The organism is Acinetobacter towneri (genome assembly GCF_001758345.1).
Lineage (GTDB): Bacteria > Pseudomonadota > Gammaproteobacteria > Pseudomonadales > Moraxellaceae > Acinetobacter > Acinetobacter towneri_A.
Genome location: NZ_MKQS01000007.1, coordinates 85,241 through 105,590, shown reverse-complemented (window position 1 = coordinate 105,590; position 20,350 = coordinate 85,241). Strand labels below are relative to the sequence as shown.

The following is a 20,350-nucleotide window of genomic DNA, read 5'->3' as shown; positions in this document are numbered from 1 at the left end:
AAGTAAGATGAGTAGAGGTACTCGTACATTTAATATCTACCGCTACGATCCTGATAAGGATAAAGCACCGTACATGCAAACTTTTAAGCTTGAATTGACTGATAAGCACCGTATGTTGCTTGATGCACTTCTTGAATTGAAAGTACAAGACGAATCTTTGACATTCCGTCGTTCATGTCGTGAAGGTATTTGTGGTTCTGATGGTGTAAACATCAATGGTAAAAACGGTTTAGCATGTCTTTGGAACCTAAACGATTTACCAGAAGTGATCACAATTCGTCCGCTTCCAGGTCTTCCTGTAATTAAAGACTTGGTTGTAGACATGAATCAGTTCTACGATCAGTACAACAAGATTCATCCGTTCTTGATCAACAACCAACCTGCGCCTCCAAAAGAGCGTTTACAATCTCAAGAAGATCGTGAACATCTTGATGGTTTGTATGAATGTATTCTTTGTGCATGTTGTTCAACTTCATGCCCATCATTCTGGTGGAATCCTGACAAGTTCTTGGGTCCTTCAGCTTTGTTAAATGCATATCGTTTTATTATCGATTCGCGTGATACCGCAACTCAAGAGCGTTTGGCTCGTCTTGACGACCCATTCTCTTTGTTCCGTTGTAAAGGCATCATGAACTGTGTATCTGTATGTCCTAAAGGCTTGAATCCAACTAAAGCAATCGGTCACATCCGTAACATGCTTCTAGATATGGCTGGATAATAGACTGCGTGATCAGTTGAGAAAAGCACACCTAAGGGTGTGCTTTTTTTTGCAAAATTACTGTAAAAGTCGTGTGATAAGTTGCTTGTTTTTGATGAGTGCGTAAATAAAAAAGAGTAAAAAGTGTGATTCGAAATGAAAATTCGATATTTTTAAGAATAATTGGTGGGTTAATAGACAAAAATGGCTTTTAGCCGACTAAAGTTGCACAGAATTGTAATCCAGTGCTGCTATTTTTTTGTAATGCATGGGTAAATGCTAAGTTTAGCTGCAATATTTATTTATAGATGTTATCATATAACGTGTAAGTGAGAGGGCAGATTGAGAGATGTGCTCTCTTTTATTTTATCTGAAATAGCGGTGTTGGACTTTGGTCTAAATTGCATCTGTTTTTTAAATAAAGCACCATATGTTAGATGAAAATAGAATCAATGTATTTCGCCAATTTATAGGAGGTATGTGTCAAAAAAATCAATTGTATTTCCGAGATCATGTTACGATTAATAAATAACTACATTTGAAAAATGTTGAATTTTTATACATTTTATCAACATTTTAAGTGCAAATGATGTGTTATTAAATCAGGACTATTGCAGAAAAGTCGTATTAGAAAAGCTAAGACTGAGCACTTATTTTTTCTAAAACGATTTTGCAAAAAATTGCTCGGCTTAGGTCGAGTATATAAGTGAGTGATGATGCCAGTGAGGGCGTTATGATTCATAAATGACATTGGGTTTTCCTAATGTAGTGATAACGCCTCATGACTTATGTCGATTGGGGGCTAATGTCATGTTACCAATTTGACATTATCAATCATGGGTTTGCTTAAAAAGCATCCTGGAAAATGTTTTTGCAATAGGAAATGGGTCCACAAATGCAAGAAGTTGCTGACGCACTGCGTCTTGACACTGAACTTTCCGCTGATAGTGCAGCGTATATTGAAGAACTTTACGAGCATTATTTAACGTCACCGGAATCAGTCGGTGCTGATTGGCGCGAATATTTCGATAAATTCCCGAAGGGTGATCAACCACACAGTAATGTACGTGAGCAATTCCTTTTATTAGGTCGTAATTCTAATCGCGTTCAAGCGATTGTTCAGGGTTCAGTGAGTTCTGAACATGAACAACGTCAAATTGGCGTGTTGCAACTGATTGCTGCTTATCGTAACCGTGGTCACCAAAAAGCAAAATTAGATCCACTAGGTTTGGCAAAACGTGAAGACGTGCCTGATCTTGATCTTGCTGCGCATGGCTTAACTAAGTCCGATTTAGATACTGTTTTCCATACAGGTAATTTAGAAATTGGCAAATCTCAAGCCACATTGGGCGAAATGGTTGAAGCCATGGACGCCATCTACTGCGGTTCAATCGGTGCAGAATACATGCACATTGTTGATACCAAAGAAAAACGCTGGATTCAACAACGCTTAGAACGTGCGCGTGGTAAGTTCACATTTACTGCAGATCAAAAGAAACACGTTCTTGAACGTTTAACTGCCGCTGAAGGCCTAGAAAAATTTCTAGGTAATAAATACGTTGGTGCGAAACGCTTTGGTGTAGAGGGTGGTGAATCATTTATCCCGATGGTCAATGAAATCATTCAACGTGCAGGTACTGTTGGATGTAAAGAAGTCGTGATTGGTATGCCACACCGTGGTCGTTTAAACCTGCTTGTGAACATTATGGGTAAAAACCCAGCAGACTTGTTTGGTGAGTTCGAAGGTAAGAGCTTGCACAAAAAAGGTTCAGGTGACGTAAAATATCACCAAGGTTTCTCATCGAACGTGATGACTCCAGGTGGTGAAGTGCACTTGGCGCTTGCATTTAACCCATCGCACTTAGAAATTGTTGGACCTGTGGTTGAAGGTTCTGTACGTGCGCGTCAAGTACGTCGTAAAGACATTGGTGGTGATGATGTATTGCCATTAATCGTTCACGGTGATGCAGCATTTGCAGGTCAAGGTGTTAACCAAGAAACCTTCCAAATGTCACAAACTCGCGGTTATACCGTAGGTGGTACAGTTCACATTGTGATTAACAACCAAGTTGGTTTCACAACATCTGACCCACGTGACGCACGTTCTACTGAATACTGTACTGACATTGCAAAAATGATTCAGGCGCCAATTTTCCACGTGAATGGCGATGATCCTGAAGCAGTGATTTTTGTATCTCAATTGGCACACGATTTCCGTCATACATTCCGTAAAGACGTTGTGATTGATTTGTTCTGCTACCGTCGTCGTGGTCACAACGAAGCGGATGAGCCTGCAGCAACTCAGCCAATGATGTATCAAGTGATTAACAAAAAGGCCACTACACGTACTTTGTATGCTGACCAATTGGTACAAGAAGGTGTGTTGGATCGCGCAGCAGCAGATCAAATGATTGAAGATTACCGTGCAGATTTAGAAGCGGGTAATCACGTTGCGAACGCATTGGTACTTGAGCCAAATACCAAAATGTTTGTAGATTGGTCGCCATACTTAGGTCACGACTATACAGACGATTGGGATACAACTTTCCCAATCGAGCGTTTGAAAGAACTTGGTCAAACCATGCGTAAACTTCCAGAAGGTTTCGTGATGCAGCGCCAAGTTGCTAAAGTGATTGATGATCGCTTGAAAATGCAAACAGGTGAAATGCCACTGAACTGGGGTGCAGCTGAAACTTTAGCTTACGCAACTTTGTTGGATGATGGTTACCTTGTTCGTTTGACTGGTGAAGACGTTGGTCGTGGTACTTTCTCACATCGTCATGCAAAACTGCATAACCAAGTCGATGGTAAAACTTATATTCCACTTTGCCACATCAAAGAGAACCAACCGCGTGTTGCAATCTATGACTCATTATTGTCTGAAATGGCAGTATTGGCATTTGAATATGGTTATGCGACGACTCTTCCAAAGAGCCTGATTATTTGGGAAGCGCAATTCGGTGACTTCGCAAACTGTGCTCAAGTGGTAATCGACCAGTTCATTTCATCTGGCGAAACCAAGTGGGAGCGTGTGTGTGGTTTAACAATGCTTCTTCCACACGGCTTTGAAGGTCAAGGTCCTGAGCACTCATCTGCACGTTTAGAGCGTTTCTTGCAGCTTTGTGCGGAAGAGAACATGCAAGTGATGACACCAACCACACCTGCACAGATTTTCCACGCTTTACGTCGTCAAGCAATTCGTCCAATCCGTAAGCCAATGATCATCATGTCGCCGAAGTCTTTACTTCGTCACAAGTTAGCCGTGTCTAACCTTGATGAGCTTGCAACTGGTACATTCCAGACTGTGATTGATGAAATTGACAACATCAACAAAGCAGATGTGACTCGTCTAGTATTGTGTGGCGGTAAAGTGTATTACGACTTGCTTGAAAAACGTCGTGAATTAGAATTGAACAATACTGCAATTGTTCGTATTGAACAGTTGTACCCATATCCAGAACAACGTCTTGCTGAAGTTCTTGCTTCTTATCCAAACGTAAAAGAACTGGTTTGGACTCAAGAAGAACCGAAGAACCAAGGTGCTTGGTTATTCATCGCGCCACGATTATATGATGACGTAATGAAAACTGGTAAACAGATTCGCATTAGTTATGCGGGCCGTGAAGCATCTGCAGCACCAGCGTGTGGTTCACCATATTTGCATGCAAAACAACAAGCTCAGCTCATCAATGACGCGCTTGCGATCGTAGCTGAATAACAGGAGATTCGAAATAATGGCAACCGAAATTAAAGCACCGGTATTTCCAGAGTCAGTTGCAGACGGTACGATTGCAACTTGGCACAAACAACCTGGTGAAGCAGTTTCACGTGATGAAGTGATCTGTGATATTGAAACCGATAAAGTTGTTTTGGAAGTAGTCGCTCCTGCGGATGGCACAATCGTTGCAATCATCAAAAATGAAGGCGACACTGTTCTTTCAGACGAAGTAATTGCTCAATTTGAAGCGGGTGCTGGATCTGGCGCGGCTCAAACTCAAGCTGTTCAGTCTGAAGATCAAGTAGAGCAAGCTGCAGCGAAAACTGAAGCGGGCGCTGCGCCAGTTGTTGAGCGTGCACAACCTGTTGCTGACCAAGCACCAGCAGTACGTAAAGCATTGACTGAAACAGGTATCAATGCTGCAGACGTGTCTGGTACAGGTCGCGGTGGTCGTATCACTAAAGAAGATGTTGCAAATCATCAAGCTAAACCTGCTGCTGCAGCTGCGCCATTAAGCGTTGCGGTAGGTGAGCGTATCGAGAAACGTGTTCCTATGACACGTTTACGTAAACGCGTGGCAGAGCGTTTACTTGCAGCGACTCAAGAAACTGCAATGTTAACCACATTCAACGAAGTGAACATGAAGCCAATCATGGAAATGCGTGCACAATACAAAGACGCATTTGAAAAACGCCATGGTGCACGTTTAGGCTTTATGTCTTTCTTCGTAAAAGCAGCAACTGAAGCATTAAAACGCTACCCAGCAGTAAATGCTTCTATTGATGGCGATGACATCGTATATCACGGTTACTACGACATCGGTGTTGCGGTTTCTTCTGACCGTGGTTTAGTGGTTCCTGTATTACGTGATACAGACCGCATGAACTACGCTGAAGTAGAAAACGGTATTCGTGACTATGCTTATAAAGCACGTGACGGTAAGCTTGGTATTGAAGACATGACTGGCGGTACATTCACTATTACTAACGGTGGTACTTTCGGTTCATTGTTATCTACACCAATTCTAAACACGCCACAAACTGCTATTTTGGGAATGCACAAAATCCAAGAGCGTCCTATGGCGGTAAATGGTCAAGTTGAAATCTTGCCAATGATGTACTTAGCGCTTTCTTATGACCACCGTTTAATTGATGGTAAAGAAGCTGTAGGTTTCCTTGTAACAATTAAAGAATTGTTAGAAGAGCCAGCTAAACTCATCCTTGACCTTTAATTCTAAAGAATAAATCAGTGGGCTTGAAGCGATCCTCTAAGCCCATTTTTGGAGATAAAAATGTCTCAACAATTTGATCTTGTTGTTATTGGCGGTGGCCCAGGTGGTTATGAAGCGGCAATTCGTGCGGCTCAACTTGGCTTTAAAGTTGCGTGTATCGAAAAACGTATTCACAAAGGTAAACCATCTTTAGGTGGTACATGCTTAAACGTGGGTTGTATCCCATCTAAAGCATTACTAGATTCTTCACATCGTTATGAAGATACGGTTCTTCACTTGGCTGATCATGGTATCACCACAGGTGAAGTACAATTTGACCTTGCAAAGCTTTTGGCACGTAAAGACAAAATCGTTGACCAATTAACTGGCGGTATTGATCAGTTATTAAAAGGTAACGGTGTTGAGTGGTTAAAAGGTACGGGTAAACTACTTGCTGGTAAAAAAGTTGAGTTCGTTTCTCATGAAGGCGAAACTCAAGTTTTAGAACCTAAGTATGTGATCCTTGCGACTGGTTCGGTTCCTGTAAATATTCCTGTTGCTCCTGTAGATCAAGACATTATTGTTGATTCTACTGGTGCATTAGAATTCCCAGAAGTGCCTAAGCGTTTAGGTGTGATTGGTGCAGGCGTAATTGGTCTTGAACTTGGTTCAGTATGGCGTCGTCTAGGTGCAGAAGTTGTTGTATTTGAAGCAATGGATGCATTCTTACCAATGGCTGACAAAGCTTTGGCAAAAGACTACCAAAAACTATTGACCAAGCAAGGTATGGATATCCGTATCGGTGCGAAAGTTTCAGGTACTGAAGTTAATGGTCGTGAAGTGACTGTTAAATATACCCAAGGCGGCGAAGACAAAGAACAAACTTTCGATAAATTGATCGTTTGTGTAGGTCGTCGTGCTTATGCTGAAGGTTTATTGTCAGATGACTGCGGTATTAAACTGACTGAACGTGGCTTGGTTGAAGTAAACGATTGGTGTGCAACTTCTGTTGAAGGTGTATATGCAATTGGTGACTTGGTACGTGGTCCAATGCTTGCACACAAAGCAATGGAAGAAGGCGTAATGGCAGTTGAACGTATTCACGGTCATGCTGCACAAGTTAACTACGACACAATCATTTCAGTCATCTACACACACCCTGAAGCGGCGTGGGTTGGTTTAACTGAAGAGCAAGCGAAAGAAAAAGGCCACGAAGTGAAAACTGGTCAATTCGGTTTCGCGGTCAATGGTCGCGCTTTAGCTGCAGGCGAAGGTGCTGGTTTCGTGAAGTTTGTTGCAGATGCAAAAACTGACCGTCTACTTGGTATGCACGTGATTGGACCTGCTGCGTCTGACATCGTTCACCAAGGTATGATTGCACTTGAATTTGTATCTTCAGTTGAAGATTTACAATTAATGACATTTGGTCACCCAACCTTCTCTGAAGTGGTGCATGAAGCCGCTTTAGCGGTAGATGGGCGTGCGATTCACGCGATTCAGCGTAAACGTAAATAATACTAAAAAGAGCGGCTTAGGCCGCTCTTTTTGCATTTGATGGTTGTATTTATGGGAATAATCATCTAAAAGTAAAGAGCATAGGAAAAAACCACACTAGGAAAGCAATATTAAAACTCTGGTTTGATATTGGTGGTGATAACTGAATAAAAGAAGTAGTAAAAGGTTAGTCAATGAATCTACATGAGTATCAAGCAAAAGCGCTTTTAAAAAAATATGGTATGCCAGTACAAGAAGGCATTTTGGCAACTACAGCCGTAGAAGCCGTGCAAGCTTTCGAGCAACTGGGCGGTAAATTTGCGGTGATGAAAGCTCAGGTGCATGCAGGTGGTCGCGGTAAAGCGGGCGGCGTGAAGGTCGTAAAATCTGCACAAGAAGCAGCAGACTATGCCAACCAAATTCTAGGAACACGTTTGGTCACCTATCAAACCGATGCCTATGGTCAGCCTGTAAACAGTATTTTAGTGGCTGAAGATGTTTATCCTGTAGAGCGTGAACTGTACTTAGGTGCAGTGGTAGATCGTTCTAGCCGTCGCGTCACTTTTATGGCCTCTACCGAAGGTGGTGTTGAAATTGAGAAAGTGGCAGAAGAAACCCCAGAAAAAATTATTAAAGTAGAAGTTGATCCTTTGGTGGGATTATTGCCATTTCAAGCACGTGAAGTGGCCTTTGCATTAAAACTCAAAGACAGTCAAATCACGCAGTTTGTGAAGATTATGACAGCGGCTTATCAGGCATTTATCGACAATGATTTTGCCTTGTTTGAAATTAACCCATTGTCTGTACGTGAAAATGGCGACATTTTATGTGTCGATGCTAAAGTAGGTATTGATTCTAATGCGCTGTATCGTTTGCCTGAAGTCTTGGCACTGCGCGACAAAACACAAGAAAATGAGCGTGAATTGCGTGCATCAGAATTTGACCTGAACTATGTTGCTCTAGAAGGTAATATCGGTTGTATGGTCAATGGTGCAGGTTTGGCAATGGCGACCATGGATATTATTAAACTCTATGGTGGTCAGCCTGCGAACTTCTTAGATGTAGGTGGTGGTGCAACCAAAGAACGTGTGATTGAAGCTTTTAAAATTATTTTGGCAGATCACTCGGTTAAAGGTGTACTGATTAATATTTTTGGTGGAATTGTACGTTGTGACATGATTGCGGAAGCAATTATTGCAGCGGTTCAGGAAGTAAATGTGACGGTACCTGTGGTGGTTCGTTTAGAAGGAAACAACTCAGAGCTAGGTGCTAAATTACTAGATGAATCAGGATTAAAACTTATTTCTGCAAATGGCTTGTCCGATGCTGCAGAAAAAATTGTTGCTGCAGTGAAAGCTTAAGGAGAATCAGGCATGAGCGTATTAATTGATAAAAACACCAAAGTATTGGTTCAGGGTTTTACGGGTAAGAACGGGACTTTTCACTCAGCACAAGCACTCGACTATGGCACGAAAGTGGTGGGTGGGGTAACGCCAGGTAAAGGTGGTCAAACACATTTAGAATTACCCGTGTTTAACACTATGAAAGAAGCGGTACGTGAAACAGCTGCAGATGCATCCGTGATTTATGTACCAGCACCATTTGTTCTAGATTCGATTGTGGAAGCTGTAGATTCAGGCGTAGGTTTAATTGTCGTGATTACAGAAGGCGTGCCAACCATCGACATGCTCAAGGCTAAGCGCTATTTGGAAACCAATAGCAATGGAACACGTTTAGTTGGGCCGAATTGTCCAGGCGTGATTACACCAGGCGAATGTAAAATTGGCATTATGCCAGGACATATTCATCAACCAGGCCGTATTGGAATTATTTCACGTTCAGGTACGCTGACGTATGAAGCGGTAGCTCAAACTACAAAACTTGGACTTGGACAATCGACTTGTATTGGTATTGGAGGGGATCCAATTCCAGGAATGAATCAGATTGATGCTTTAAAATTATTCCAAGATGACCCAGATACTGATGCCATTATTATGATTGGTGAGATTGGCGGAACGGCAGAAGAAGAGGCTGCTGAATATATTCAGTCCAATGTCAGCAAACCTGTAGTGGGTTATATTGCAGGTGTGACTGCACCAAAAGGCAAGCGTATGGGGCATGCGGGTGCAATTATTTCAGGCGGTAAAGGCACAGCAGAAGAAAAGTTTGCTGCCTTTGAGCGAGCGGGAATGGCATATACACGTAGTCCTGCAGAATTAGGTTCTACCATGCTGCAAGTACTTAAGGAAAAAGGTTTGGCTTAAGCTAAATTTCGGCAATCTAATTAACAGATCATTCAATCATTAGATTGCCTATTAAGCAGAACATAATGATCGATTTAATCCCCGTAAAAGGGGATTTTTTATGTGTGAAAGCGTGCAATAATTGAAATATAAAGTTTTTTTAATCAATTAATTAAGTAAAAATTATGTAATAAGTAATATTTTATAAGGCTCTAGACTAACATATCTATTCTGCTAGTCTAGAGCCTCAAAAATAGTACGATCCAAATTTGGGTCGTATTTTTTTGCATGTCGAATTAAATCTAAATAGAATTTTTTGTGATCTTTAGCTTGTTCCATATAGGGCATGGCCATAATTGCGTTGTAATCATAATAACGGTAGGTACTTGGCATGGATTGTGAAAACCACTATTCGCTTTGTGGTTGAAGCACCACAGGTGCATACATGTTCCGAGCAACCAATAAATTCGGTTGGTATTGCTTTAAAACTTGGGTGATGCCCGCAGCCAATTGATCCAAGTACGCAGTTTTGTGTTTGGCTAAACGTCCCTGCAAAGGGTGTCGAATATTGTTGAAAATTCGTTTTGAAAAGCCCCATTCTTGATAGTACTTACGTGCCGAAGCCGAAGAGTCTTCATAATCTGACAAGGTAATATCATCATGGTACAGCACACCATCTACAGGGTTGTGCTGAATAAAATCACGGAAAATATCGACAATAATTGCCAAGTTTTTCTCTTCAAAAGGAGAAAGGCGAATATAGCCTTTTTGACCGCCTTGACGATGTTCTACATAGTTTAAATCTTGAGCTTTGGGTAATTCCCAAGCCAGCACTGGTAGCCAAGCATAGACTTGTTGAACCTGAGTTTTATCACGAATGAGTTGATGCACCTGTTGAAACAAATTGTCCCGCACTGGTACATGGCGGTTCTCAAAATAAACCTGATCGGCTGAACCATTGGCATCTGGGTCGGCAAAAGCCTGCAAAAAAATGGTATTGGGCTGAATGGCATTAATACGTTGAATTAAGGCTTGTATATTTCGCTTTTGTTGGGCTTTGTCGGTGTCAAACATATAATCTAAATCAATGTGCATGATGCGCATTTTTGCAATGTGATGCTTGTGTAGATTAGGTTTGGGTGAATTTGCGTTAGGCAGTTTTAGTGGCTCATGCAAAACATGCTGAATAGGGTGGTCTGGTATCACCACCAAGGCGTGTATTTGTGCGTAAGTGGAAATCGTCATCAAGAGTCCAATTTGACTGATACGCTGAATAGTTCGGATGAGTCCAGACATAAATAAGGGCATCACATTTAAAGCTGTACAACAGAATAGAGTTACTTTAATTGGAATACCGTTGGCTTCAAGTAGAATTTTGCAATGATGCTGTTGAGTCCTGTATTACCTCTAATAAAGAGTCAGTTGTGATGTATACAATTTGCTAAAAGTTTAGGTATATGCAGGTATCAAGGCGATAATTCAGACAAAAAAATACGCAATGATTGGGGTGATCATTGCGTAGGAACTACGAATCTGCATACACAGTTTCGGTAAAGGAGAAATGTTATGAAATTAGGATTGCTCCTAAAGCATGTGATTATCATAAGCAAAACCTGAATACTCTTCCTCAGTATTCGAGTTACGTGATGTTAAGTAACGTAACTAATAAGTGTTTTGTGTGAGTAAAATCACGAGATTTTGAAGGTTTTGCAGAAATAAAAAAGCCTCTAATTTTAGTAAATTAGAGGCTTTGGTTTTAAGCAATACGTGATAAAACAGGTGTTTAGAAAAAATGGTTTAGAAACGGAAAACGCCTAATCCAGCTTTCACTTCGTCTAAAGTTTGCTGAGTAATATCACGACATTTATCTGTACCCGATTTCAAAATGTCCATAATGTAATCTGGGTCTTTTGCCAACTCGATACGACGTTCACGGATAGGCCCAATCAATTCTTTTAGAATGCCTTCCAAACGCTTTTTCACCGTACCATCGCCCAAACCACCACGACGATAATGCGCTTTCAGTTCTTCAAGTTCTTCTTTGTTGCTATCAAAAGCATCTAAATAAGTAAATACCACGTTGCCTTCAACTTGACCTGGATCTTCAATGCGCAGGTGATTCGGATCGGTGTACATCGCATTGACGGCTTTTTTAATGTCTTTGTCTGTGGCATCTAATACAATGGTATTGCCCAGTGATTTTGACATTTTGGCTTTACCATCAAAACCAGGTAAACGCCCAACATTTGACAACAGCGCCTGACATTCAGGCAACAAATCATGACCAATTTGACGATTCACACGACGCACAATTTCATTGGTCTGCTCTATCATTGGAATTTGGTCTTCGCCCACAGGGACAACCGTTGCTTTAAATGCAGTAATGTCAGCTGCTTGCGCCACAGGGTAGCATAAGAAACCTGCTGGAATATCACGCTCAAAACCACGCATCTGAATTTCAGATTTAATGGTTGGATTTCGCTCCAAACGTGCCACAGTCACGAAGTTTAAATACAACATGGTAAGTTCGTTTAGCGCTGGCAGGCAAGATTGCACGCAAATGGTGGTTTTTGTTGGATCAATCCCCACCGCTAAATAATCGGTTGCTACCTCAATAATATTGCGACGTACTTTTTCAAAGTTGTCGGCATTGTCAGTTAAGGCTTGAGCATCGGCAAGTAACAGATGTTGATGATGTGAGTCTTGTAAACCTACACGTGAACGTAAAGAACCCACAAAGTGACCTAAATGTAATTGTCCAGTTGGACGATCGCCTGTCAAAATCACAGGACGATTATCTTGATTACTCATTTTTTATTCCAAGTCGTATCTACGACATCTATGTACCGATGAATTGCTACATTGTAAGGCATAACATTTTTCAATGTCACTTCCTTAAGTGAGTTGAATAGAATTTGCTGTAAAAAATTTTGCTGTAAAAATTAATGAAGTAAATACAGACCCTATATAAATTCAGTTTTAAAATAACTTGAAAATCATATAAGGATAACAACGCAATGGCGAGCAGCTTATTACTTTTATTAGATGACATTGCAACTGTTTTAGATGATGTGGCGGTCATGAGCAAAATGGCTGCTAAAAAAACAGCAGGGGTATTGGGTGATGATCTGGCATTGAATGCGCAGCAGGTGAGTGGTGTGCGTGCCGATCGTGAGTTGCCTGTGGTATGGCGGGTAGCTAAGGGCTCTTTTGTTAATAAATTGATTTTAGTACCGTTGGCATTATTCATTAGTGTAATTGCACCGTGGTTAATCAATCCTTTATTGGTGATTGGTGGTCTATTTTTAAGTTATGAAGGTGTGGAAAAAATCATGCACACCTTACAGCACAAAAAAGCTCAATCGGCTAAAGAAGCACAATTAGAATTAATTCAAACTGAACAAGACCTTGCGATGTATGAAAACGAAAAAATTAAAGGTGCAGTGCGTACTGACTTTATTTTATCGGCGGAAATTGTGGTGATTTCTTTGGGGACTGTGGCTGCGGCAGGCTTTCTAACCAAAGTGACAGTATTAAGTTTAATTGCGATTGCCATGACGGTGGGTGTCTATGGGTTCGTTGCGTTAATTGTCAAAATTGATGACATTGGTTTACATCTGACTGAACAAGCATCTAATTTTAAACAACGTATTGGGAGTGGTTTACTGGCATTTGCTCCAATATTAATGAAGACTTTATCTGTGGTGGGTACTGCAGCGATGTTCTTGGTTGGTGGAGGAATTATCAATCATGCTATTCCTTTTGTGCACCATTTCACAGAAGATACGGTAGAGTATGTACAACACATCCCAACGATGGGCAGTATTGTAGGGGCTGTAACGCCAACCTTAATGAATTTTGCAGTGGGTATTTTAGCGGGTGTGTTGGTTGTGATTATGGTTACACTGATTCAAAAAGTATGGCCAAAGTCTAAACCGAGTCAATAAGACCTGCTTCAAGACTTAGACTATATTTAGAATGAACTATCATTCAAAAAATTGAGAAAGGATAAGAATAATGCGTTGGAAAGGTCGTCGAGTTAGCACAAATGTAGAAGACCGCCGTGGTGGCGGTGGAGCAAAAGCGGGCGGTATCAGTATTTTGGGCTTAGTAGTGGCCTTTGTTGCATGGAAGTTCTTTGGGGTCGATCCTCAATCGGCTTATCAAGCGACCAAACAAGTCACCTCTCATGCACAAAGTGCTGAAACCAAAGGTTTAGATAATCCAACTCCTGAACAACAAGAGGCAATTGAGTTTGTTGGTACTGTTTTGGCCGATACGGAAGATACATGGTCACAAGTGTTTCAGCAGCAGCTAGATAGCCAATATGTGCCGCCTAAACTGGTGTTATTTACAGGTGTGGTTAATTCTGGCTGTGGTACGGCACAATCGGCAATGGGGCCGTTTTATTGTCCAGCCGATCAAAAAGTATATATTGATACTTCATTCTTCCAAGCCATGCGTCAGCAAATGGGTATTGGTGGTGAGCAAAATCAGACTGAATTAAGCCGAGATGATCAGGCAGGTGATTTTGCCCAAGCCTACGTGGTGGCACATGAAGTTGGGCATCATATTCAGACCATTTTAGGAATTTCAGAGCAAGTGCATAAAGCACGTCAGCAAGTTAGTGAAGTGCAGGGCAATCAGCTTTCGGTGCGTCAGGAACTGCAAGCGGACTGTTTATCGGGGGTGTGGGCGCATCATAACCACCAGCGTACTCAATTCCTTGAACAAGGCGATATTGAAGAAGCGATGGATGCAGCACATAAAATTGGCGATGATTATTTGCAAAAACGTGCACGTGGGCAAGTCGTACCTGATAGCTTTACCCATGGCACCAGTGCTCAGCGCGTACAATGGTTCCAGACTGGCTTAAAATCAGGCTTGATTAATGATTGTGATACATTCAATGCCGCAATTTAAAGACTCAAATTCAAGTTTTACAAACAAAAGGAGTGTAGTCAGTCGCTCCTTTTTATCGGCTAAATCAACGCGAGTGGATGGATGCAAAAAACTTTAAGCCATAAACCGAGTGATGAATTAGCTCACATGATTTTGAACGTGGTGTGTTTGATTCCAGCAGGTCAGGTTGCGACCTATGGGCAAGTGGCACGTCTAGCGGGCCTGCCCAAACATGCACGTTTAGTCGGTTATGTCCTTAAGCATTTATCGGCAGAACATACAGTGCCGTGGCATCGGGTGATTAATGCGCAAGGAAAAATTAGCCTAAGCAAGTTCAACGCCCAAGGAGAAAATATACAAACGGTAAAATTGCAAAAGGAAGGGGTTCTGGTCATTGCAGGGAAGGTGAATTTAAAACAATACCAATGGCAGAATTAAACTTTACTGTTAAATTGAGTGTTTAATATTGAGATGTGATGATACTGAAGCAAGTTTGCTGAGTGAAAAGAAGCAATAAAAGTTTCGGAATAAACAAAAAAACTAATAAATGAGAGGGGGAAGTTCCTCGCTTCCGTAGAAATGAGGAACACGCAATCTTATTGACGTACCACAAGTACAGGTGTAGTGCCTTCGCTTAGGATGCTTTGCGCAACACTACCTAAGAATAATTTTTTCAAGCCAGTACGACCATGTGAACCAATCACAATAAGGTCAGCATTTAACTCTTTCGCAGCGTTGGTAATTTCGCGTGCAATCACTTGACCTTCAAGTAGTTTAGTTTCAGCTTCAACACCTTGTTCAGTGAATTTTTGCTTTGCTTCTTCTAAAGTTTTCACGATAGAAGCACGCGCGCGTTCAATCAAGTCATTGGTTTGGTTTGCAGTGATGTATTCTGCAGCAATATACGGGTCAAGTGTAAGTACTTGTACCACAGTGATTTTACTACCAAATGCTTTTGCAAGTTCAGCAGCCTTTGCAACAGCAGCAAAAGAAGTTTCAGAACCGTCCACTGGTACGAGGATGTTTTGGTAAGCCATGAGTGTTTCTCCTTATTGTAATTTCAATACTTTAATAAAATATTCGCTCTGAGTGCTGTCTTATCTTACGCTGAATTTATATAGAATAAAACCCAGTAATTTCATAAAGATAATTGAGTGCTATAAATCATTATTTCACCTTAATTTAGCATGGAATTGTGAATCTGTGCTTTCAATTCAACTAAAGTTTTAGTGATTTTTTGTTTGCGTATTTTTCAAAAAATTGATCAGTTGATGAACATCATCACTCTGCAATTGTTCTCGTATTTGTAGTAGATATTTTTCATCTAAATCATACAGTTTTAGTGCCAAAAGTTGAGCAATCTCTGTTTCACTAAAACGGTATTTGATTACTTTGGCGGGCACACCTGCCACGATGGCATAAGGCGGTACATCTTGTGTGACCACTGCACCTGTCGCCACAATTGCACCTTCACCTAGTTCAACGCCTTGCATAATCATGGCACGACTAGCAATCCAGCATCCATCCCCAATTTTGGTATCACCTCCAGCTACAAAACTACKGGTGTCAAATGGAAAAGCAGAAATCCAATCACTGCGATGCAATTGATTGCCCCCCATCATAATCACGCATTCCGCACCAAAGCAGACAAAATTGCCAATAAAGAGCTGATCAATAGGTTTTTCTGCTGTGGCGGGTTTGTCGTGCAAATAGCGCACGACACAACGCTCGAAGCCCTGATCCCAATAAGCTGAATAATACGAATAATTGCCTTTAATATGGATATTCGGATTTTTTACAGTTTTGGAGATAAACTCAAATTCGCACCAGTGTTTTACAGGGGAATTAATCAGCGCTTCTGACATGGTTTTTTCGTGTGGGAAGGTGAGGGAATTATAACGAATATTGCTCAGCACTGCTAAAAAGTGCGCAAGTTTTGCGGTGTAGGGATGTTCTGATTATCTAAACCAATTCCACAAATACATAAAAACATTTTTAACACTGTTTGGAAGTAAGAATCCCCAAATGCCAAAAAAGAGTGATGATGCCAATACGATACTGACGGGACCGGTTTGTGTATTGATGAAGAGTCCCCAGACTGGAATTAATATGAGTCCTAACACAGCCCCAGAAAGCGCATAAACAAATGCATGAATGATGCGATTTTCCATCTTATTTTTCCTCTATTTTTATCGCAGTATAATCTATAAGCTCGGCTGTATGATTAATAGGCAATAAAAAACCCCTCAAAGAGGGGCATTGCGTGCAGTTATCTTTGATTCTTAAAGATATTCTACACTCACAATTTCGTATTCTACTTCGCCTTGTGGAGTAACAATCTTGGCTTCATCCCCTTCATTTTTACCCAACAAACCGCGTGCAATTGGTGAGTTCACTGAAATTTTATTGATTTTAAAATCAGCTTCGTCATCACCCACGATTTTGTAAGTTTTGCGTTCTTCAGTGTCCAGATTTTCAATAGTCACAGTGACGCCAAAAACTACACGACCGTTTTGCTCCAGTTCTTTAACATCAATCACCTGGCAAGCACCCAGTTTACCTTCGATGTCCTGAATGCGGCCTTCACAGAAACCTTGCTGCTCACGCGCAGCATGATATTCGGCATTTTCTTTTAAGTCGCCATGTTCACGCGCTTCAGCAATCGCTGCAATAATACGTGGACGTTCAACCGATTTAAGTTGTTGTAATTCCTGCTCTAAAGCCTGTTTACCTTCAGGCGTCATAGGATAACGTTGCATGTTGTCCCTCTTTAAAAAAATTGAAGTCTATAAATGAAAAAAAGCCCGCCACCCGAAAGGTGACGGGACTCTATTGAAATATATTAACCTACAGTAAGATCTTGCAGGCGATATACATCCATTGGTAATTTAATCGCTAAGGCTTGGCATACAGCACCTGCACCATTCAAGGTCGTGGTGTAATACACCTTACCTTGCAATGCAGAACGACGGATTGAGAATGAATCCTGCTGCGCTTGTTTGCCTTCAGAAGTATTGATGATGAGGTGAATCTCACCATTTTTCAAGCGGTCTACAATGTGTGGGCGACCTTCAGTCACTTTATTCACACGTTCACACTCAATACCTGCATCGGTGATGACTTTATGTGTACCACCCGTTGCAACAAGTTTGAAGCCAAAATCAGCCAATTGTTTTGCAATACGCGCTACATGCGGTTTATCTGACTCACGTACAGACAAGAATGCATGTTTCACTTCGCCTTCAGTTGGGATTCCTGGTAAGCGATCATTCGAGCCTAACACAGCTTTATAGAATGCTTCACCAAAAGTTTTGCCCACGCCCATGACTTCACCTGTAGATTTCATCTCAGGCCCGAGCACTGGGTCTACACCAGGGAACTTGTTGAATGGGAACACAGCTTCTTTCACAGAGAAGTGTTGCGGAATAATTTCTTTAGTAAAGCCTTGAGCTTCTAAAGATTGACCCGCCATGCAACGTGCTGCAACTTTAGCCAATGATTCGCCAATACATTTAGAAACGAACGGAACAGTACGTGATGCACGTGGGTTCACTTCTAAGATATAAACGTCATTGCCTTTAACGGCAAACTGTACGTTCATCAAGCCAATAACGCCCAATTCTTTTGCCATTGAAACAGTTTGACGACGCATTTCGTCCTGTACTTCATCTGACAATGAATAAGGTGGAATTGAACATGCAGAGTCACCAGAGTGAATACCTGCTTGTTCGATGTGCTGCATAATACCGCCAATCACCACATCTTTACCGTCAGATACACAGTCTACGTCAACTTCAATCGCATCATCCAAGAAGCGGTCTAACAATACAGGCGCATCGTTAGAGGCTTGAACTGCATCACGCAAGTAGCGTTTAAGTTCTTCTTCGTTATACACGATTTCCATTGCACGGCCACCCAATACATAAGATGGACGAACAACTAACGGATAACCTACTTTAGCTGCTTCTGCGATACCTTCTTCAGCAGATTTTACAATGCTGTTGTTCGGCTGACGCAATTGCAGACGTTGAATCATTTGTTGGAAACGTTCACGGTCTTCTGCACGGTCAATTGCATCTGGTGATGTACCAATAATTGGTGCACCTGCTTCTTCTAAAGCGCGCGCCAATTTCAGTGGAGTTTGACCACCGTACTGCACAATAATGCCTTTTGGCTTTTCTGTACGTACGATTTCAAGTACATCTTCCAAAGTAATTGGTTCAAAGTACAAACGGTCTGAAGTGTCGTAATCGGTAGATACGGTTTCAGGGTTACAGTTCACCATAATGGTCTCAAAACCATCTTCACGCATTGCAAGCGCAGCGTGTACACAGCAGTAATCGAATTCGATACCTTGACCAATACGGTTTGGACCACCGCCAATCACCATGATCTTGTCTTTCGCTGAAGGATTTGATTCACACTCTTCATCGTAAGTTGAATACATATATGCTGTGTCAGATTCAAACTCTGCAGCACAGGTATCCACACGTTTGTAAACTGGGGTTACGCCCAAGTTCCAACGGTGTTTACGGAATTGCTTTTGCGAAATTCCCATCAAATTCGCAATACGCAAATCAGATAAACCTTTACGTTTGAACGAACGGATGTTGTCAGCGTTTAGATCACCAAAACCTAAAGTTTTGATTTCATTTTCAGTGTTAACGATGTCTTGAATTTGAATCAAGAACCAACGATCAATTTTGGTCGCTTCAAAAACTTCGTCCAAGCTAAAGCCGTGACGGAATGCATCTGCCACATACCAAATACGCTCAGGGCCTGGAACTTTTAATTCAACTAAAATTTTGTCGCGTGCGCCTTCAGCACCCACTTCAATTTTTTCGTCAAAACCACACGCACCAGTTTCTAAACCACGAAGGGCTTTGTTTACAGACTCTTGGAAGTTACGACCAATCGCCATGACTTCACCTACAGATTTCATCTGTGTGGTTAAAGTCGCGTCTGCTTGCGGGAACTTTTCAAAGTTGAAACGTGGAACTTTAGTGACAACGTAGTCAATTGATGGTTCAAATGATGCAGGTGTTGTGCCGCCTGTGATGTCATTTTTCAATTCATCAAGGGTGTAGCCTACAGCCAGTTTTGCTGCAACTTTTGCAATTGGGAAACCAGTAGCTTTAGATGCAAGTGCAGATGAACGTGATACACGCGGGTTCATCTCAATCACAACCATACGGCCAGTATTCGGGCAAATACCGAACTGAACGTTAGAACCACCTGTTTCTACACCAATTTCACGCAGAACTGCTAAAGATGCATTACGCATCAATTGGTATTCTTTGTCAGTCAAGGTTTGCGCAGGAGCAACGGTAATTGAGTCACCTGTGTGCACGCCCATTGGGTCAAAGTTTTCAATTGAACATACGATGATACAGTTGTCGTTTTTGTCACGTACAACTTCCATCTCGTATTCTTTCCAACCAATGAGTGATTCATCAATCAATAACTGTTTAGTTGGAGAAAGATCGAAACCGCGTTCACAGATTTCAAGGAATTCTTCTTTGTTGTATGCGATACCGCCACCAGAACCACCCATAGTGAATGATGGACGAATAATCACAGGGAAGCCAAAGCGAGATTGAATCTCAAGGGCTTCTTCCATAGACTCAGCAATCGCAGCTTTTGGACACTCAAGACCAATTTTGCGCATTGCTTCATCAAATAATTTACGGTCTTCGGCTTTTTCAATCGCGTCTTTGGTTGCGCCAATTAATTCAACATTGTATTTGGCTAAAATACCGTTGGCATCTAATGCAAGCGCACAGTTCAACGCAGTTTGACCGCCCATGGTCGGAAGTACTGCATCTGGACGTTCTTTTTCAATGATTGCTGCAACAGTCTGCCAAGTGATTGGCTCGATATAAGTTGCATCTGCCATTGCAGGGTCAGTCATGATGGTCGCAGGGTTCGAGTTTACCAAAATAACGCGGTAACCTTCTTCGCGCAGCGCTTTACATGCTTGAGCACCAGAATAGTCAAACTCACAGGCCTGACCAATAACAATAGGACCAGCACCAATAATTAAGATGCTTTTAATATCCGTACGTTTAGGCATTATTTCGCTCCTT

General features: G+C 41.6%; 15 protein-coding genes and 1 pseudogene. 9 read left to right on the top strand and 7 right to left on the bottom strand.

The genetic code is table 11. From position 1 onward, the window contains the following. Nucleotides 1–7 precede the first annotated feature (7 nt). The 6 genes from BJN41_RS05550 to sucD all read left to right on the top strand — a co-directional run bounded on the left by BJN41_RS05550 (nucleotide 8) and on the right by sucD (nucleotide 9,383). Nucleotides 8–718, top strand: a complete 711-nt coding sequence (locus BJN41_RS05550; protein WP_026438061.1) for a succinate dehydrogenase iron-sulfur subunit — start codon at nucleotides 8–10, stop codon at nucleotides 716–718. Between the two features lie 874 nt (nucleotides 719–1,592). Then, nucleotides 1,593–4,415: a 2-oxoglutarate dehydrogenase E1 component gene (locus tag BJN41_RS05545; RefSeq protein ID WP_070153974.1), complete on the top strand. Its 2,823-nt coding sequence runs from the start codon at nucleotides 1,593–1,595 to the stop codon at nucleotides 4,413–4,415. Nucleotides 4,416–4,431: 16 nt separating this feature from the next. After that, complete coding sequence (odhB, locus tag BJN41_RS05540) at nucleotides 4,432–5,646, top strand: 2-oxoglutarate dehydrogenase complex dihydrolipoyllysine-residue succinyltransferase (RefSeq protein WP_019836782.1); 1,215 nt, start codon at nucleotides 4,432–4,434, stop codon at nucleotides 5,644–5,646. 60 nt (nucleotides 5,647–5,706) lie between these two features. After that, the gene (gene lpdA / locus BJN41_RS05535) at nucleotides 5,707–7,140 is read left to right on the top strand and encodes a dihydrolipoyl dehydrogenase (RefSeq protein ID WP_070153940.1); all 1,434 of its coding nucleotides are present in this window, start codon (nucleotides 5,707–5,709) and stop codon (nucleotides 7,138–7,140) included. A gap of 173 nt (nucleotides 7,141–7,313) precedes the next feature. After that, entirely contained in the window at nucleotides 7,314–8,480 is a 1,167-nt protein-coding gene (gene sucC, locus BJN41_RS05530; protein ID WP_070153939.1) for an ADP-forming succinate--CoA ligase subunit beta, read from the top strand. A gap of 12 nt (nucleotides 8,481–8,492) precedes the next feature. Further along, nucleotides 8,493–9,383 (top strand): succinate--CoA ligase subunit alpha, encoded by an 891-nt coding sequence (sucD, locus tag BJN41_RS05525; RefSeq protein ID WP_019836778.1) that lies wholly within the window; start codon nucleotides 8,493–8,495, stop codon nucleotides 9,381–9,383. Nucleotides 9,384–9,596: 213 nt separating this feature from the next. Here the strand turns inward: sucD and BJN41_RS05520 are convergent. Together BJN41_RS05520 and trpS are read right to left on the bottom strand one after the other, a co-directional pair. Beyond that, a pseudogene (locus tag BJN41_RS05520) lies at nucleotides 9,597–10,457 on the bottom strand (poly-beta-1,6-N-acetyl-D-glucosamine N-deacetylase PgaB). Nucleotides 10,458–11,159: 702 nt separating this feature from the next. Then, a complete protein-coding gene (trpS, locus tag BJN41_RS05515; protein ID WP_070153938.1) occupies nucleotides 11,160–12,173 on the bottom strand; it encodes a tryptophan--tRNA ligase in 1,014 nt (337 codons plus the stop codon). Nucleotides 12,174–12,379: 206 nt separating this feature from the next. On the opposite strand from trpS, the gene BJN41_RS05510 reads away from it, so the two are divergent. The 3 genes from BJN41_RS05510 (at nucleotide 12,380) to BJN41_RS05500 (ending at nucleotide 14,702) form a co-directional block, all read left to right on the top strand. Beyond that, nucleotides 12,380–13,309 carry a DUF808 domain-containing protein gene (locus BJN41_RS05510; RefSeq protein WP_070153937.1) on the top strand — a complete coding sequence of 310 codons (930 nt, stop codon included), beginning with the start codon at nucleotides 12,380–12,382 and terminating at the stop codon, nucleotides 13,307–13,309. Nucleotides 13,310–13,379: 70 nt separating this feature from the next. Next, nucleotides 13,380–14,285, top strand: a complete 906-nt coding sequence (locus BJN41_RS05505) for a neutral zinc metallopeptidase (protein ID WP_070153936.1) — start codon at nucleotides 13,380–13,382, stop codon at nucleotides 14,283–14,285. An 81-nt stretch (nucleotides 14,286–14,366) separates the two neighbouring features. After that, nucleotides 14,367–14,702 carry an MGMT family protein gene (locus BJN41_RS05500; protein WP_019836773.1) on the top strand — a complete coding sequence of 112 codons (336 nt, stop codon included), beginning with the start codon at nucleotides 14,367–14,369 and terminating at the stop codon, nucleotides 14,700–14,702. Nucleotides 14,703–14,860: 158 nt separating this feature from the next. Here BJN41_RS05500 and BJN41_RS05495 read toward each other — a convergent pair whose 3' ends face one another. From BJN41_RS05495 to carB, 5 genes are all read right to left on the bottom strand, one after another. Then, nucleotides 14,861–15,301 (bottom strand): universal stress protein, encoded by a 441-nt coding sequence (locus BJN41_RS05495; protein ID WP_019836772.1) that lies wholly within the window; start codon nucleotides 15,299–15,301, stop codon nucleotides 14,861–14,863. 189 nt (nucleotides 15,302–15,490) lie between these two features. Then, complete coding sequence (locus tag BJN41_RS05490; RefSeq protein WP_070153935.1) at nucleotides 15,491–16,129, bottom strand: CatB-related O-acetyltransferase; 639 nt, start codon at nucleotides 16,127–16,129, stop codon at nucleotides 15,491–15,493. 93 nt (nucleotides 16,130–16,222) lie between these two features. Then, nucleotides 16,223–16,435: a hypothetical protein gene (locus tag BJN41_RS05485; RefSeq protein WP_070153934.1), complete on the bottom strand. Its 213-nt coding sequence runs from the start codon at nucleotides 16,433–16,435 to the stop codon at nucleotides 16,223–16,225. A gap of 111 nt (nucleotides 16,436–16,546) precedes the next feature. After that, a complete protein-coding gene (gene greA / locus BJN41_RS05480; RefSeq protein ID WP_070153933.1) occupies nucleotides 16,547–17,023 on the bottom strand; it encodes a transcription elongation factor GreA in 477 nt (158 codons plus the stop codon). A gap of 83 nt (nucleotides 17,024–17,106) precedes the next feature. Next, entirely contained in the window at nucleotides 17,107–20,337 is a 3,231-nt protein-coding gene (carB, locus tag BJN41_RS05475; protein ID WP_070153932.1) for a carbamoyl-phosphate synthase large subunit, read from the bottom strand. Between the last annotated feature and the right edge of the window lie 13 nt (nucleotides 20,338–20,350).

Excerpts from the sequence above, each read along its gene's own strand:
- BJN41_RS05550 (WP_026438061.1), top strand. The coding sequence starts at position 8 with ATGAGTAGAGGTACTCGTACATTTAATATCTACCGCTACGATCCTGAT.
- BJN41_RS05545 (WP_070153974.1), top strand. The coding sequence starts at position 1,593 with ATGCAAGAAGTTGCTGACGCACTGCGTCTTGACACTGAACTTTCCGCT.
- odhB (WP_019836782.1), top strand. The coding sequence starts at position 4,432 with ATGGCAACCGAAATTAAAGCACCGGTATTTCCAGAGTCAGTTGCAGAC.
- lpdA (WP_070153940.1), top strand. The coding sequence starts at position 5,707 with ATGTCTCAACAATTTGATCTTGTTGTTATTGGCGGTGGCCCAGGTGGT.
- sucC (WP_070153939.1), top strand. The coding sequence starts at position 7,314 with ATGAATCTACATGAGTATCAAGCAAAAGCGCTTTTAAAAAAATATGGT.
- sucD (WP_019836778.1), top strand. The coding sequence starts at position 8,493 with ATGAGCGTATTAATTGATAAAAACACCAAAGTATTGGTTCAGGGTTTT.
- trpS (WP_070153938.1), bottom strand. The coding sequence starts at position 12,173 with ATGAGTAATCAAGATAATCGTCCTGTGATTTTGACAGGCGATCGTCCA.
- BJN41_RS05510 (WP_070153937.1), top strand. The coding sequence starts at position 12,380 with ATGGCGAGCAGCTTATTACTTTTATTAGATGACATTGCAACTGTTTTA.
- BJN41_RS05505 (WP_070153936.1), top strand. The coding sequence starts at position 13,380 with ATGCGTTGGAAAGGTCGTCGAGTTAGCACAAATGTAGAAGACCGCCGT.
- BJN41_RS05500 (WP_019836773.1), top strand. The coding sequence starts at position 14,367 with ATGCAAAAAACTTTAAGCCATAAACCGAGTGATGAATTAGCTCACATG.
- BJN41_RS05495 (WP_019836772.1), bottom strand. The coding sequence starts at position 15,301 with ATGGCTTACCAAAACATCCTCGTACCAGTGGACGGTTCTGAAACTTCT.
- BJN41_RS05485 (WP_070153934.1), bottom strand. The coding sequence starts at position 16,435 with ATGGAAAATCGCATCATTCATGCATTTGTTTATGCGCTTTCTGGGGCT.
- greA (WP_070153933.1), bottom strand. The coding sequence starts at position 17,023 with ATGCAACGTTATCCTATGACGCCTGAAGGTAAACAGGCTTTAGAGCAG.
- carB (WP_070153932.1), bottom strand. The coding sequence starts at position 20,337 with ATGCCTAAACGTACGGATATTAAAAGCATCTTAATTATTGGTGCTGGT.